The organism is Chryseobacterium sp. A321 (assembly GCF_054489265.1).
This window is the reverse complement of sequence record NZ_JBTMWZ010000001.1, coordinates 2,204,183-2,220,240: the sequence shown is the minus strand read 5'-3', so window position 1 is coordinate 2,220,240 and position 16,058 is coordinate 2,204,183. Positions and strand designations below refer to the sequence as shown.

At 39.2% G+C, this 16,058-nt stretch carries 11 protein-coding genes; 10 read left to right on the top strand and 1 reads right to left on the bottom strand.

Features of this window, described 5'->3' with window-relative positions:
• Window positions 1-7: 7 nt before the first annotated feature.
• The 4 genes from ACX3PZ_RS10310 (at window position 8) to ACX3PZ_RS10295 (ending at window position 8,526) form a co-directional block, all read left to right on the top strand.
• Window positions 8-4,048 (top strand): DUF5977 domain-containing protein, encoded by a 4,041-nt coding sequence (locus ACX3PZ_RS10310; RefSeq protein ID WP_459112723.1) that lies wholly within the window; start codon window positions 8-10, stop codon window positions 4,046-4,048.
• A gap of 19 nt (window positions 4,049-4,067) precedes the next feature.
• Entirely contained in the window at window positions 4,068-7,568 is a 3,501-nt protein-coding gene (locus ACX3PZ_RS10305) for a DUF6443 domain-containing protein (protein ID WP_459112722.1), read from the top strand.
• Window positions 7,569-7,631: 63 nt separating this feature from the next.
• Window positions 7,632-7,982 carry a hypothetical protein gene (locus ACX3PZ_RS10300; protein WP_459112721.1) on the top strand — a complete coding sequence of 117 codons (351 nt, stop codon included), beginning with the start codon at window positions 7,632-7,634 and terminating at the stop codon, window positions 7,980-7,982.
• A gap of 169 nt (window positions 7,983-8,151) precedes the next feature.
• Complete coding sequence (locus tag ACX3PZ_RS10295; RefSeq protein ID WP_459112720.1) at window positions 8,152-8,526, top strand: transposase; 375 nt, start codon at window positions 8,152-8,154, stop codon at window positions 8,524-8,526.
• Window positions 8,527-8,658: 132 nt separating this feature from the next.
• Here the strand turns inward: ACX3PZ_RS10295 and ACX3PZ_RS10290 are convergent, their stop codons facing one another.
• A complete protein-coding gene (locus ACX3PZ_RS10290; protein ID WP_459084345.1) occupies window positions 8,659-8,901 on the bottom strand; it encodes a GlsB/YeaQ/YmgE family stress response membrane protein in 243 nt (80 codons plus the stop codon).
• A gap of 366 nt (window positions 8,902-9,267) precedes the next feature.
• On the opposite strand from ACX3PZ_RS10290, the gene ACX3PZ_RS10285 reads away from it, so the two are divergent.
• The 6 genes from ACX3PZ_RS10285 (at window position 9,268) to ACX3PZ_RS10260 (ending at window position 16,057) form a co-directional block, all read left to right on the top strand.
• A complete protein-coding gene (locus ACX3PZ_RS10285; protein WP_459084344.1) occupies window positions 9,268-11,439 on the top strand; it encodes a polyribonucleotide nucleotidyltransferase in 2,172 nt (723 codons plus the stop codon).
• 145 nt (window positions 11,440-11,584) lie between these two features.
• Complete coding sequence (locus tag ACX3PZ_RS10280) at window positions 11,585-11,707, top strand: hypothetical protein (RefSeq protein WP_459112719.1); 123 nt, start codon at window positions 11,585-11,587, stop codon at window positions 11,705-11,707.
• 385 nt (window positions 11,708-12,092) lie between these two features.
• Window positions 12,093-12,674, top strand: a complete 582-nt coding sequence (locus ACX3PZ_RS10275; protein WP_459084343.1) for a hypothetical protein — start codon at window positions 12,093-12,095, stop codon at window positions 12,672-12,674.
• Between the two features lie 100 nt (window positions 12,675-12,774).
• Window positions 12,775-13,827, top strand: coding sequence for a glucokinase (locus ACX3PZ_RS10270; protein WP_459084342.1), 1,053 nt, complete (start codon window positions 12,775-12,777; stop codon window positions 13,825-13,827).
• Between the two features lie 112 nt (window positions 13,828-13,939).
• The gene (locus ACX3PZ_RS10265) at window positions 13,940-14,602 is read left to right on the top strand and encodes an alpha/beta hydrolase family protein (RefSeq protein ID WP_459084341.1); all 663 of its coding nucleotides are present in this window, start codon (window positions 13,940-13,942) and stop codon (window positions 14,600-14,602) included.
• A 36-nt stretch (window positions 14,603-14,638) separates the two neighbouring features.
• Window positions 14,639-16,057 carry an L-serine ammonia-lyase gene (locus ACX3PZ_RS10260; protein WP_459084340.1) on the top strand — a complete coding sequence of 473 codons (1,419 nt, stop codon included), beginning with the start codon at window positions 14,639-14,641 and terminating at the stop codon, window positions 16,055-16,057.
• Window position 16,058: the final 1 nt, after the last annotated feature.

The window sequence follows — 16,058 nt, the reverse complement described above, 5'->3', positions numbered from 1 at the left end:
GTTAGCCATGAGAAAAATGCTCCTTTTTCTCCTAATCCTGATGTATTCTACTTTTCAGGCACAGGTTGAACTTTCCAATTTCCCTAGTGTATTAAATTCGCCAACTTCGCCAGAGGCAGCATGGGATAACGAACATTCAAATGTGGGTGTAGGTCCTTACTCTGGATCCACATCCGTGAGTATACCTCTTTATACCCTTGAAGAAGACGGGTTTTCACTACCTCTTTCTTTGTCCTATCAATCCACCGGGATTAAACTAGAAGACATGGCGACGTGGGTGGGGTTGGGATGGAACCTCTCGGTAGATGGTACCATACGCCAAGAAGCTCAAGGAATTAGAGACTCGTTTGATAATACAAAATTTTCGACGACTAATGGATACGAAGCACTTTATAATAGGATTGAGAGTTCAGGTGGGTATGGGAGTATCAAGATAGAGCCGCAGAAAGGGGATACCGAACCTTTTATGTGGAATCCTGCTACCGGTGGTGATGTAGGTAAATGCTGTAACAATATTAATCAGAGCTGTTTTTATACACTGCCTGTAGGATCAGATAATCCCCATACTCTTTTTAATCTTAACGCTGGGGAAGGTGCCCCTGATATATACCATTTTTCTTTTGCAGGCCATCAAGGGAAATTTTATATAGATCCAAATACTTCAAAAATCATTGCTATAAATCAGAGCGAAAACATCCGCTTTGAGGTTATACCAGATACTAAAATAACCGCCTACCTGCCTAATGGGATTGAGTTTCACTTTGCTGCTGTTGAGATACTGTACTTGGATGGCTACATAAAGTTTAATGAGTTTACAGGAAGAAACTACAAACTTACAGAGATCAAACTGAAAAACGGACAATCTATTTATTTTGAATACGAAAATCTAGAAATCCAAAACAGTCACATTTCTGAGCTCGACCCGCTTCATGTGATGAATTACAACACACGAAACGATGGGGGCTCGTTTCCCTACCCTCCATCTGTTACCGTAGGTCCAGATCCCACAAGAAATCAACAGTTGAAAACCATGCTTCGTAGTGAAGTGAAGCAACTTTCTAAAATTCACACCCGTTTTGAAACACTAGTGTTCACGCTTGAAAGTAGAGAGGACATTCTAGTGTTACCCGCAGGAAATATTAAACGTTTAAAATCAATTGAGGTCCTAAGAGCTACTGATCAAAGGAAAATCAAAGCATTTGATTTTCAATATTCTTATTTTGATTATAGTGCTAAAGGAGTAAATTCAGATCTTAATTTATTAGAATCGTATGGAAAACGTTTAAAACTTCTCAGTTTACAGGAATCCTACTTCGATAACCAAGGAACTAAAATACCGCTTGGTTTACCCTATCGGTTTGAATACGATGAGTCTCAAATCATGCCTGCTCGAAATTCCTTGTCAAAAGATATGTGGGGATATTATAATGGATCTAATGGCAATGGAACTCTTATTCCAGACCTTGAATATTTTGACTATCCACGCATTTTCAAATCTAATACTTTCAATCAGACCTATTTCACCTATGCACCAAAGCTCAACAATCGTTATGCTAGCGAGCCCCATGCAAAGCTATATAGTTTGAAAAAAATGCATTATCCCACAGGCGGATTTAGTACGTTTGAATATGAACTACAATCATTTACGAATGTTTTCGTCCCTGATCAAACTCAAAACGCAAAGGCCCTGAAATCCGTTCAATTAAATAACCAAGGTAGAAACAATTCAACAAACCAAATTACCCAGGTTACCTTCCCTGCCAGTAGAACCTTAACAATTAAATTTGATCATGAGATTTTTGATGGCTATACAGGATTGCAAAATCCCAATCAGCCTACGTATTCCTATGAAGAGTTGAAAAGTTTTACCATTGAATTTTCTAGACAAACACTTAATAGTGCAGGACAGGTTATTAGTACTCAAATCCTAAAATCCTGGAACCTATCTTCCATCTCTATGCCAATCTTTTCATCGACTCATAAGGCGATTTGGCAAGAGCAGCTAGAGGTCCCATTTATGTCAAATGTTTCCTATCAATTAAGAATTGTAGGTCCTAGTTCTATGTATAAGCAAATTGATACCTATCGAATTGCAGGGGTAAAGGCTAGTGCCAAGTTTTATGATGATACAGGCGTGGATACTTCTCAAGGAAAAGGAGGGGGTATCCGCGTGAAACAAATAGACCTTTATGACCGAACCAATGCGATTGTGGAGCGAGAACAATTCTCCTACGAGGGAGGCAAACTACTTAATGGTTTTACCCCTATTGAAACGAAACGATATTTCCTCTTTGGTTGTGGGGGAAGATGTCCACATGAGTATATTTCTGATTGGTATAACCTGCTTTCAATCAATTCTGAGACTTTGGACAAGTCCAACGCATTTGCAATAGGTTACAACACAGTTAAAAAAGAGAAAATAGACCTGACAGGGAAGGCAATGCGAAGCCTCATTACAGAATATAACTATTTAAATTTCCAAAATCAAAGCTCAAGTGGATTTAGCGTGATTGAAGATCCTCGCAATGGGCTGCTTCAAAAAGAATTCTTATGGGAAGGCCTAAGTAAGCTAGCTCAGAAAACCTATACTTACCAGAATCTTCGACCACTAAATAATGTTTTCTATAGTCTTCAACTAGTTCGAAACGTATATACAGATGGTTATAGTCCTTGTCTAGGAATGTCCTCAGGTGCAGATTCCAAGACTATATACTCGTACTTTGCCACCCCTTTGATTTCAAATTACTACCGATTAACGAACATTAAGAATGAGGAGTATACGACCGAAGGAACGTTAACTCAAACAGAAAATTTCCACTACAATAATCAACATATTTTAAGCAGTCTTGAGCGGTCAGACGTGCAGGGGAAGAAGTCTAAAATAAATTATTTTTATGCTCAGGATCTTGCAGATCTTGGGTTGCTAGCGGCCAACATGTCAGAGGTTCCACTTGTAATTGAGCGACTGGAGGATCACGGCCAAGGACTTGTAACCCAATCTAAAATTGAATATAAGTACGAAGGCCCCACCTTCAAACCCACCAAGAAGCTGGTATGGAATATAAACAATCCGACTAGTAACAAACTCGAAATATCCTACGATAAGTATGATCTCACAACATCCAATTTGTTGCAATACACAGGGCCAGACCAGATTCCCACCGTACAGCTTTGGGGCTATGGAAATCGATACTTAATTGCGTCCATTAGAGGAGCGACCTACCCCGATCCAACGTCGCCGAAACCAACAGACATTCCTCAGAATTTAATTTCTGGATTGTCAGAATCTACAGCCTCGCTAACTTCCTTTAGGGAAGCTCTTAAGTCCCGTGATTTTCTTATTTCCACATTTCAACATTCTCCACTTTATGGTATAAGTTCCATTACAGAACCTACAGGGACGAGCTCCACTTTTGCCTATCATCCGTCTGGGTATTTAGAGTCGAAAAAGGATATTGATGCACATATTGTAGAAGAATACTCAATGGGTAAAATGAAATTAGGAGGGGTAAGTTATGACAATACATCCCAAAGTGGGATTTTCACAAGGGAAACATGTCAAGATACCGAGATTGGCAACGCCTATACTTATATAGTGCCACAGGGCAAATACCGATCGTACCTGAGTGTCGCAGAGGCAAATCAACTCGCGCAAGAAGACGTCTTGAGAGAAGGACAGATCGCAGCCAATAACTTTGGCACCTGTAGTTCTGCCCCTATTAGCACTTGCAGTTTTACAAAAAATCCCGCCATAAGTTCTTCTACTTTTACAGTCATTTTCTCCAATTTTAGAATGCAAGGAAAATTAGGGCAAATCGCCTTGGTGTTCTCTACGGAAACGAGTTACGCATGGGGTAATTATCAATTTGTAGGAACTGTGGCTAGTCCTTGTACTCCAGGAATGGTCAGAACCATCGAGCACATTGAAAATGGGCGTAAGTGGAGTTCTCAAATTAATCCAGACGGTAAAATTTATCTCAAATTAATTTCTGGACCCACCTTTACAAGTTCTCAAGTGATTAATCTACAACTTCAGTATCTGAAGTAAAACTTCAAAACTAAACACCATGACAAAAGCTCAATTATTTGGATTTAATCTACTGTTTCTTTCGGGGGTAATGGGTGCGCAAATTGTTCTACCCTCTGGGGTAAAGACTACGGAGAATTATATTTTCTCACGACAATATTTAGAACCTACCACTAGCAGTTCTACGGTTGCAAAACAAATCCAAAATGTGGCGTATCATGATGGACTGGGGCGAGCTTTTCAAAATATTAGTATAAAATCAACTCCTTCGCAAAAAGATTTAATTACACCTCGTGCTTATGATGGATTTGGCAGGGAGACAATTCAATTCTTACCGCTTCCTCAGGTGCAAAGTTTAAATGGAGCTCCCTTTGCCGTAATCAATACCTCGAATGCAACAACGCTGTATCATGACACAAATAGGCTTTTTGAAGAAAACGTCCTTGAACCTCCTCCACGAAGTAGATTACTTGAAAAACGAATACCCGGAGAGCCCTGGGAAAACAAACCTTCGCTCTATAGTTATAGCACCAATTCCTTAGAAGAAGTTTTAAATTTAATGGCCCAAACTTCGTGGATCAACGGCGTAAATGTTTCGGCTTTGCTGCTCGCACAATCTTCAAAGTTCTACCTACCAGGTTCTCTTCGTAAGATAACTCGCAAGGATCAAGACGGGTCAACATTAGCAGAATTTAGAGACTTCGAAAATCGGCTTTTGCTTAGCCGCCAATATACAGATGCCGGCAATCAAGACACGCATTTTGTTTATAATGAATATGGGCAACGGGTGTTTATTATTTCCCCGCTTGCTTCCGCGAAGCTCTATTTGAAAGCACCAGGTTCAGTGCTCACTTCAGAGGATCCCTTGCTGGCTGAGCTTGCTCAAAGCTATCGATATGATACCTGGGGCCGCGAAGCGGAGTTTCGAGATTTTGGGAAAACGTGGTCCTATCGAGTTTTCGACAAAGCAGACAGACTGGTTCTTTCTCAAGATGGACAATTAGGAATCCACAATATGTGGAACTATTACAAATATGATCCTTTAGGTCGTCTTATTTACCAAGGGATATATCAAAGTAATTATTCATACGGTAGTCCAGGAAGGGCCAGTGAGCAAATGGCGGTTAACCTACTTTCAAACAATTCTGAAGTGCGTAGTACGACGGGGTCTCCATTTAATGGAATTAATCTTTTTTATACCACGGCTAGTGCATACCCTACTTCAAACTTCACAGTGGAAGAAATTCATTATTACGATTCTTATCCACCACAGAGTGATTTTCCTTTGGGACAGTACCCTGGCAGTATTGAAGGACAACCCTTACTTCTCTCGAAGTCCATTGCGGGACAGGGAGTTTTAAGCACCAACTCCTTGGAAGTTGCACAATTTGTAAAATCACTTGAGCAAGATTTGTGGCAAAAGTCCTATTTCTATTATGATCATAAGCAAAGGCTCATCGCGAATTATGAAGTTCATCCGGGAGGAGGGTATACAAAAAAACATTTGAAACTTAATTTTTCAGGACAAAATGAACGTATAACCACCTTGCATAAACGTCTGGCAAGTGACGCCGAGCATTCCGTAGTGGAAAACTTCACCTACGACCATAGTGGTCGGGAAGTAAGTCATACTCATCAAATTGGTCTAAATCCACCTGAAATGCTTAGTGTAATGGTATACGATGAACTAGGACAGCGCGCACAGATGAAGTTGGGAGGTACAACTTCCTCACCCTTACAAATACTGTCTTATAAGTACAATATACATGGATGGCTTGAAAGAATTAATTCCGTGGAATCCATGTCTTCTCATTTATTTGCGCTTTCCTTGTATTACAATGCGACAAGCCCTACTTTCTCTAGCAACCCTCGTTTCAACGGCAACATCAGCCTTACCGCGTGGTCGACCCAGCACCCAAATAGTGACCAAAAACTGCGGGCCTATGCCTTTGAGTACGATAAAGCCAATAGATTAATTCAAAGTCAGTATTATCAAAAAGAACAGACCCTAATTAAGTCCACTCTTTATGATGAACATATTACCTACGATTTAAATGGAAATATAAATACCTTGGTCCGTTATAGTGATCCCTTAACACAGGGAACCCCCGAGAAAATTGATGACCTTATATATACCTATAAGGACAATGGGTTAAGTAATAAGATTCAATATATCAAGCCCCCTGCAGGGGTGGCAAACAATCCAAAAGGATACAATGCTTTAGGTTTTGCGTATTCCTACGATCGAAATGCAAACGTAACGAAAATTAAAGATACCGGCATAGAGGCTATCCTATACAACCGTCTAAATCTACCAAGTGAAATTGCCAAAACGTCAGATACGCTACGATATGAGTACTTAGCTGATGGCAGAAAACTGCAATTACAACATCAAAATACGGGTACAATCTACTATGGAGATTACCTTTACAAAACTCAAGGACTATCCTCGACCTTGGCCTATATCAAAACCAACCAAGGATATTTTGATATTTCAAGAAATGCGTACATTTACAATTATATGGATCATTTGGGAAGTGTAAGGCTTTCATTTTGGAAGAATGGATCAGGAACCTTGGACGTAATAGAAGAGTCAAATTATTATCCATTTGGACTTCAGCATGAGGGTTACAACAATGCCGCGATTCCCTCCGACTATCTATATAAATTTAATGGAAAGGAACTACAAGAGAAAATTGGAATGTACGACTACGGTGCTAGGTACTACATGCCTGTGATTGGAAGGTGGATTAATGTAGATCCGCTTGCGGAGAAGATGCCAAGTTGGTCGCCGTATGTTTATACCTATAATAATCCTATTAGATTTATTGATCCAGACGGCAGAAGTCCTTTAGATCATCATTTTGATATTTTTGGAAAATTTATATACGACGACCACAATGGATCTCACAATATTATTATACATGGTGTAACATGGTCTGCAATGCCAAGTCAGCTTGATCAGTCATATGGTAGTAGAAAAGCTCTTATGAGAATAGCTATTTATTACGCATCTAAAAATGGAATGTCTGGAACTTTTGGGGCTGGACCCTCTCCTGTAGGAAATTTAGCTAAAGATAATCCTGGTTTTACTTTAGCAACTAGTCCGTATTCTTCTATAATCAATACGAAAGGAGGATTGAGTGAAAATATGAATGACTATTTCAACTTTACAAATGTTCTTAAACACGAATATTTTCATAAAATAGACTTTCTTAATGGAAATAAGACAGAAGGAAAACTTTATAATCATTTAGATGTATATTTGAAACAAATGGGAGATCCTACATTTAAGAAAGGAACTGAAGATTTTCAAAGAGGATCAATAGGTTCATTTGGTAATTATCTTTTACAAATGAATGAGGATGAAAGAAATACAGATAAATTAGATGGTTATATAAATCAATTTAACAAATTGAAAACAGGATATAAAATTAGAACAACCCAGCATAATAGTAACGGAACACCATCAATGGAAGCGATAAGTCCTAATGGTGGAACTTTTCAACTTAAGAGAAATACAAAAGATATTAAAGAATAGTATATGCGTAAAATAATGATATTTTTTTCTTTCGCATTGTTTCTTAATTCATGTAAGGATAAATTGAAACATCAAATAGCAACCAAAACATCTGAATATTGGTTAATTGACGATGAATATAATAAAAATACTTACAGATCTTATGGCTACCAATTCTATGAAAATGGGGAATATAAACTGTTTGTAATTAGGAGAAATACAAAACAGATACATCCTTATAGTGGAGGAGATATAATCTACCCAGATAATAAATGGAAATTATTTGATGACAGTATAAAAATTGGAAACAATAACTTCAAATTAGACATTATAAATGACAGCATTCTAGTTTTAAAGAATATGAAAAATGAAGAGAGAATTTTAAAAACAAATTATAAAAATGATTATGTCAAAATGAAAAACCCACTAAATTAAATTTCCCCGCTTCTCAAAGTCTCCCGACTTTGAAATAGAAACCTATGTAAAATACAATACCTTCGATAAGGAGCAGGGTATTTTAAAATCGAAAAGAAAGAAAATCAATGAGGACTTCCACCGCGATAGGCTCTACTACAACGAAGAGAAAGACCAGTACATCTGTCCGATGGGACAACCCATGAACAAAATAACAGAAAGAAGCCGGAAAACCAAAAGTGGGTTCAGTCAAAAGAGTTCGTTGTACCAGGCTCAAAACTGCAAAGGGTGCCCTCTGCGAGGGACCTGCTTCAAAGCACAGGGGAACAGAATCGTAGAGAGGAACTCGAATTTAGAACGCAATAAGTCCAAAGTGCGGGGAAACATGCTGAGCGAACTTGGAGAAATCAAACGCAAGCAGCGTAGTGTGGATGTGGAACCTGTATTTGCTCATATCAAATCCAACAGAAACTTCAAACGATTTACACATATAGGAATACAAAAAGCAGAATTAGAGTTCGGATTACATGTGTTAGCGCACAATTTAAGAAAGAAATGTGCTTAAACAAGAGCCTCTTTTTGCTCAATCACTACAAATAGTGCAAACCCACAAAATATTTACTTAAAAATTAGCATATAAAAGAAACCGCCTCAAAATTGTATTGAGACGGCTTCATTTTTTTTGGTTTGATTTTCATTAGACTCGCCTGCCAGTGAGTAGATTGATTATTGCCAATAATATGATGGCTCCTACTGCTCCTGTAAGAATCTGACCTAAAATATTGGTTCCAAATGTAGTTCCAAGTAGCCAGTAGCCAATAAAGCCTCCAACAATTCCTACGACAATGTTACCCAGAAGTCCTAAGCTTCCTCCTTTAAAAATTTGAGACCCTAGCCATCCGGCTAAAGCTCCGATAATAAGTGTCCATAATATTCCCATAATTTTATTTTTTTAGTACTTTGAATAGCGCTAGATTTATGCCACAGAGCGGTAAAATGGAAATTTTGAAAAAATTCTTGAAAATTATAATTCTTATCCTTTAGGACCATTCGCGAAATGAAGATAGGGTAAGACCTTTCCGAATAGCCTCTGAAAATTTATATTTAATGGAAAGCAAATCTAAGTAAGGAGATTGAAGAGCTAGATTGTAGAAATTCAGGGTCTGATTTTTCGAAAACTCGGCGCGAAGTGTTTAGAATTTAGGGGTTTTTCATGATAAAATCGTTAACTTTGCCCACGAAAATTTAAAATGTTTAAATAGTAATCGCACTCAATACGGAGTGCAACAAAGACGAAAGTAATTTTATGAATGCTCCACAAGCAATTATTGAAAAATTTCAATTAAAAGACGGTCGTGAAGTAACGATCGAGACAGGACGTTTGGCCAAGCAGGCAAACGGATCTGTAGTTGTAAGAATGGGAGGTACGATGCTCCTAGCTACCGTTGTAGCAAACAAAGATGCCAACCCAGGGGTTGATTTCCTTCCCCTTACCGTAGACTACAGAGAAAAATTCTACGCGGGAGGTAAGATCCCAGGAAATTTCTTTAGAAGAGAGGCTCGACCTTCAGACGAAGAAATTTTAACGATGAGATTAGTAGACCGTGTTCTACGTCCCCTTTTCCCTTCTGATTTTCACGCAGAAGTTCAGGTGATGATTTCCTTAATCTCTTACGATAAAGAAGTAATGCCAGAAACCCTAGCGGGTCTTGCAGCTTCCGCTGCCATTGCGGTCACTGATATTCCTTTCAATGGACCCATGTCAGAAGTACGTGTCGTAAGAATTGACGGAGAGTATAGCATCAATCCAAGTATGGAGAATCTTGCAAAAGCAGATCTTGATATTATGGTGGGTGCAACCAAAGATTCAATCGTAATGGTAGAAGGCGAAATGAAAGAAATTTCAGAAGCGGAAATGCTAGAAGCGATTAAATATGCGCACGACGAAATCAAAGTACAAATTGAGGCTCAAGAAAGACTAGCGGCAAGAATTCCTGCGACAGCAGTCAAAAGAACCTATGAGCACGAAACCCATAACGAAGAGATTCGTAAAAAAGTTTGGGAAGAAACATACGATAAAGTATACGAAGTAGCAAAATCTCCTTCTTCTAAAGAGGAAAGACATGATCGATTTGCAGAAGTTCTTGAATCCTTCTTAGCTCAGTACTCGGAAGAAGAAAGAGTAGAAGTTGCTGGATTTGCAAAAGTATATTACCACGATGTAGAAAAAGAAGCGATGCGTCAAATGATCCTTAATGAAGGGATTCGTTTAGACGGAAGAACGCCTCAAACGATTCGTCCTATTTGGTCCGAAGTAGATTACCTTCCAGGAGCGCACGGTTCTGCCATTTTCACGAGAGGGGAAACTCAGTCTCTTACTGCAGTGACCTTAGGATCTGTGAAAGATGCGAACATGGTGGATTCCGTAGCGATTAACTACGATCAAAAATTCTTCCTTCATTACAACTTCCCACCGTTTTCAACCGGAGAAGCAAGACCTCTTAGAGGAACTTCTAGACGTGAAGTAGGACATGGGAATTTAGCTCAAAGAGCTTTAGAAGGAATGATTCCTGCAGAGAACCCATACACGATTCGTATTGTGTCTGACATCCTTGAGTCAAATGGATCTTCTTCCATGGCGACTGTATGTGCAGGTACTCTCGCTCTTATGGATGCAGGGGTGAAAATTTCAAAACCAGTTTCAGGGATCGCAATGGGGTTAATTACAGACCCTAAATCAGGTAAATTCCAAGTTCTATCGGACATCTTAGGGGATGAAGATCACCTAGGAGACATGGACTTTAAAGTGACCGGTACAGCGGACGGAATCACAGCTTGTCAAATGGACATTAAGATTGAAGGCCTTTCTATGGACATCATGGAAACTGCCTTAAACCAAGCAAGAGAAGGAAGACTTCATATTCTTGGTGAAATTCTTAAAACGCTAGATGCACCAAGAGAAGATGTGAAACCACATGCACCGAAAATGGAAATTCTTGAAATTGGAAAAGAGTTTATCGGAGCCGTAATTGGACCTGGTGGAAAAATCATTCAACAATTACAAAAAGATACCGATACGGTGATTGCCATTGAAGAGATTGGTGAAATTGGAAGAATTGAAATCGCTGGAACAGACAGAGATAAAATCAATGATGCCATTGCAAGAATTAATGAAATTACATTTGTTCCTACCGTAGGGGAGGTTTACAACGGTACCGTTGTAAAAGTAATGGATTTTGGAGCGTTTGTCGCGATTGCAAAAGGAACCGAAGGACTTCTTCATATTTCAGAGATTGACTGGAAACGTACGGAAAAAGTACCGTATGAGGAAGGGGATCAAGTAGAAGTGAAGTTCTTAGGGTACGACGATCGTAAAAAGATGAAACTTTCTAGAAAAGTTCTTTTACCAAGACCTCCAAGACCGGATCAAAAACCAAGATCAGAGTCTTCTAACCAAGAGGATCAAGCGAACAATTAATTTTTTCTCGCTTACACTATAAATTCCCGCTTCTGCGGGAATTTTTATTTAATTTTCTTTTGTTTTTTCATCTTTTGAATCTTCAAATCCACTCAGGTTGTTTTGGCCTGAAAATTGTCAAATGGGATTAATAAATCTATTGAATATGAGTCCAACATTATTAAGAAGAATTTTGATCTGGGTCGCTCCCCTCGCGATAGGATTCATCGTGAAAAAGTATGAGCAGAGACAGGAGGAAAAATCACTGGCAAAGCGACAAAATTCTTAAAATCAAAAGCAGTCTTTCTAAAGATTGCTTTTTTTCATTCAAAATCATCAAGCTTAATGGGTACAACTTCTTTTCTAAAGGAGGGAATTGCGGGGACCTAATTGTCCTGTCGACTGCTCATACTCTAAATAAGACTTATATCCTTTTCGTTTCGGGTCGTTTTTGCCAGCGTATTCGTAAGAAGAGAAAGGGAATTAACTTCGAGATAAGCCTTATTTTCTCTCTTCTTTGTAAACATATGTTTAAAATATAAATAATTATTAATCAACTCGTTGGCTTTAAAATTGAAAGGTAGGTTGCAGAGGGTAGGGTGTTTTGGCATAAAATTTTCAATAGTTGCTACCATTAAAAGTAAAATTTAAAAGTAACTGTAAAATTTAATAGTATGAATACTTTAAAAAAATCAATCCTAGCCGCTGGATTATTAACGGCAGGTATCGTAAGTGCACAGTCAGCTGATATGCGTAATATTTTGAAAGTGGGTGTAAATGCAGGAGCTGCAGTACCTGCAGAAAATGCATCGGCTGCGGTCGGAGTTGAAGTGGCATATCAAAATCTAATCACTCCTGGATTTGGATTGGGGGTTGCCACAGGGTACTCTCATTATTTTGGACGTGAAAATGATGTAAATGGTGTAACCGTAAATAACAACGATTTCGGTGTTGTGCCCGTTGCAGCCTTAATCCGTGTATATCCAAGACAGACCGGATTCTATTTAGGTACGGATGTCGGATACGGATTTATTACAGGTGACGATAAGGTAGCTTCTAACACAGGATTAATGGTCGATCGTCCAGACGGAGGATTCTACATTAAACCAGAGATTGGATACCATAACCAAGATTGGAATTTCTCTGTTCAATACCAAAAGGTATTTACAGGTGACAAAGGAGAGATTGGAGACCAAAAATACAATGCAGGAGCATTGGGCGTAGGGGTTTCTTATAATATTCCTTTAGGCCGATAGGTCCAAGAAAGTTTAAATTAGGACCTCCTCATTGATTGGGGAGGTTTTTTTTTCGTGGTTTTAAGAAAGTTTTTTTATCTTTGAGAGTAAACGTACACCTATGAGTCCTAAAACGAAATTTCCACTCTATTCGCCTGGAAGTGAGTGCGAAATTAATAAAAATAACAACCTGCTAGTTGCTGACCTTCGAAAGGATCAGAGTGTATTAGGGGTCTATGATTGCAAAAATGGGGAAATTACCCTACGAATCGAGAAGACGTATCCCACGTCCGATTTTGAATCCTTTACGCAGATGGCCAAAGGCTTTATTTCTGAATTGCAATTAGAATCTATCAAAAAGTTTTCAATTGCCGTGCCTGGACCTGTGATTAACGGGAAATGCGAAACGCCCAATTTACCTTGGGGGTTAGAGGCGGAAAGCATTCAGAAAGATCTGAATCTGGAAAAAGTATATTTGGTTAATGATTTAGAAGCCACTGCCTATTCTTTGTCGGATGTTTATGATAGCAATTTTGAGATTATTCACTCTTCCAAAGACCGTCGCCGAGGAAATGTGGCACTACTTGCTCCTGGAAATGGGCTTGGAGAAGCTGGACTTTTCTATGACGGTACCTTTTTACGGCCGTTCGCCACAGAGGGAGGCCATACTGAGTTTTCACCTAGAAATGACTTTGAAGTTCAATTTTATCAATTCCTAACCAAGATTTATGGAATTGTCACTTGGGAAACCGTTCTTTCTAAAGACGGACTTTACAACATCTATCGTTTCCTGAGAGATGTAGGCCGACACGAAGAAGAGCCTTGGTTAACCGAAAGACTTAAAAATGAAGAGTTTCTAACGGTCTTCGCAGAGGTTGCAAGAGAAAAAAAATCAAGGTTAGTTAAACTAACGCTAAACATGTTTTTGGAGTTTTTAGCGAGAGAATCAAACAGTCTTGTGTTAAAATTAAAAGCGACCGGCGGTTTAATCATTACGGGGGATATTACCCAGGAACTTAATGATCTAATCGACCACCAGAAGTTTTATAAGAACTTTAAGATTTCTGACCGTATGGAGCATCTACTTAAAGATATTCCAATTTACATTCTAAAAAATAAGAAAGGTATTTTAGAAGGGGCCGCTTATTATGGCGCCTTTAGAGAAATGAACTAATATTAACCCATGTAACGCTCGGGAATGTTTTTCTGAGGGTTTGGATAGGAGAGCAGGAAAGATACTTTCCTGCTCTTTTAAGTAGGAGAATCTTTCAAGAAAAAGAATCAAGATGCAAGAAAAAACGAACATTTTTGTGATAAGCGGTCTTGGAGCAGATTTTTCCGTGCTACAGAGACTGGAATTTCCCCCAGAGCTCAATGTGGTTTTTTTGGATTGGCTTATGCCGGAGAAAAAGGAAAGTTTTAGCCATTACGTACATAGAATGGCAGAGAGAGTGGACGATTCCCAGCCTTTTTATTTGTTAGGATATTCTTTTGGTGGACTTGTTGTTCAGGAGATTTCAAGAATTAAACCGGCCCAAAAGACCATTATTTTAGGAAGTATTCGGAGTGGAAAAGAAAAGTCCTCTCTTCTAAGGGCGGGTGAGATGACAAGGCTTTTTAGATATGTTCCTGCCGGACTTTTAGACCCCAATTTGAAAGTGATGAAATATGCTCTGCATTATTTGTTTGGTGCCACGAGTTCAAATGTTTTGAATTATTTCACAGTTCGGGATAACCGTTATCTAAAATGGAGTCTAAATCAAATTGCTCATTGGCGTGCAGAGCCACTAGAGGGGGTGATTCAAATATTAGGCGATAAGGACCATATTTTCCCGATTAAAAATTCTCAACCCGACTATGTGATTTCTGGAGGGACCCATCTTTTTCCGGTCACAAAAAGTAGGGAAGTATCCTCCATCATTAAGGAGGTTCTCAACTTGAAAGATTAAGAGATTAATAGTATCTTTGTTTTGTTATCATAAGTTATGCAATCAATAAGTGTTTTTGAAATTATTAAGGTCGGCATAGGGCCGTCAAGCTCCCATACCATGGGGCCTTGGAATGCAGCCGAACTTTTTATTAATTTAATCGAGAGAAGTAGACCGATTTCTGAGGTGAGCGAAGTGTTTGTAGAATTCTTCGGTTCGCTTGCGAAAACAGGGATTGGGCATGGAACCGACATTGCCGGAATGCTTGGTTTGTCGGGAGAGAACTTCCAAACCATAGATACCAATCTAATCGATCAAAAGGTTGAGGAGATAAAGAGCTTGCAAAAACTTTGTTTAGCGGGGAAATCATGGGTTCCTTTTGTCTACGGACATCATTTGATTCTAAACAAAACCAAAAGTCTAGATTTCCATCCGAACGGCATGATCTTTAAGGCTGTCTTTAAGGACGGTGAAGAGATTTCTCAAGATTATTATTCTGTGGGCGGTGGCTTTGTGGCGACTAAAGAGGACAATTCGATTGAAGAGTATAGTGTCCGCACCCTTTATCCTTGTCACAGTGGAGAAGATATCCTTCGCAATGTAGAAAAGCACAATTTGCCTCGCATCTCTGATCTTGTGTACTTAAATGAAGAGAGCTGGCGAACCAAAAAGCAAATTGATGAGCACGCACTTTATATTTGGGATCAAATTCAAACTTGCGTTTACAAAGGTGTAAACAAAGAGGGAACGCTTCCTGGCGGTCTAAATGTAAGTAGACGTGCTGCAGGATTAAACCGAAAATTATTAGGTGAAAAGACCTATCAAAATCAAAAGCAGTGGTTTCAAATGCTTGTGGAAGCAGACCAATCTTTTAATTCCATAAACAAATGGGTTACTTGCTACGCATTAGCTGTGAACGAAGAAAATGCAAGTTTTGGGCGCATTATTACCGCACCGACCAATGGAGCGAGTGGAGTGATTCCAGCAGTTCTTATGTATTCCCAAACCTTTACCCCTCACCAGGGAAAAGATCAGATTATTCGATTTTTACTCGTCGCTGGCGAAATTGGCACTTTGTTCAAAAAGAATGCGACAATTTCTGCAGCCATGGGAGGATGCCAAGCAGAAATTGGAGTTTCTTCCGCCATGGCCGCGGCTGGTCTTACTGAAATCATGGGAGGAACGCCGGGACAGGTCCTTATGGCAGCAGAAATAGCCATGGAACATCATTTAGGTCTTACTTGTGATCCTATTCGGGGACTGGTGCAAATTCCATGTATTGAACGAAATTCCATGGGAGCGATGAAAGCGATCACAGCTGCGAACATTGCAATTGAGAGCGACCCTTCGAAAGCTCGCGTTACTTTAGACGAGGTGACAAGATCTATGTGGGATACCGCTCAAAGTATGAGTGATCGATTTAAAGAAACCTCTGAAGGAGGACTCGCTATTGCGGTCAATGTACCGGAATGCTAGG

Bases quoted from the DNA above. Each gene is read 5' to 3' on its own strand.
- ACX3PZ_RS10310 (WP_459112723.1), top strand. From the start codon at position 8: ATGAGAAAAATGCTCCTTTTTCTCCTAATCCTGATGTATTCTACTTTT.
- ACX3PZ_RS10305 (WP_459112722.1), top strand. From the start codon at position 4,068: ATGACAAAAGCTCAATTATTTGGATTTAATCTACTGTTTCTTTCGGGG.
- ACX3PZ_RS10295 (WP_459112720.1), top strand. From the start codon at position 8,152: ATGGGACAACCCATGAACAAAATAACAGAAAGAAGCCGGAAAACCAAA.
- ACX3PZ_RS10290 (WP_459084345.1), bottom strand. From the start codon at position 8,901: ATGGGAATATTATGGACACTTATTATCGGAGCTTTAGCCGGATGGCTA.
- ACX3PZ_RS10285 (WP_459084344.1), top strand. From the start codon at position 9,268: ATGAATGCTCCACAAGCAATTATTGAAAAATTTCAATTAAAAGACGGT.
- ACX3PZ_RS10280 (WP_459112719.1), top strand. From the start codon at position 11,585: ATGAGTCCAACATTATTAAGAAGAATTTTGATCTGGGTCGCTCCCCTC.
- ACX3PZ_RS10275 (WP_459084343.1), top strand. From the start codon at position 12,093: ATGAATACTTTAAAAAAATCAATCCTAGCCGCTGGATTATTAACGGCA.
- ACX3PZ_RS10270 (WP_459084342.1), top strand. From the start codon at position 12,775: ATGAGTCCTAAAACGAAATTTCCACTCTATTCGCCTGGAAGTGAGTGC.
- ACX3PZ_RS10265 (WP_459084341.1), top strand. From the start codon at position 13,940: ATGCAAGAAAAAACGAACATTTTTGTGATAAGCGGTCTTGGAGCAGAT.
- ACX3PZ_RS10260 (WP_459084340.1), top strand. From the start codon at position 14,639: ATGCAATCAATAAGTGTTTTTGAAATTATTAAGGTCGGCATAGGGCCG.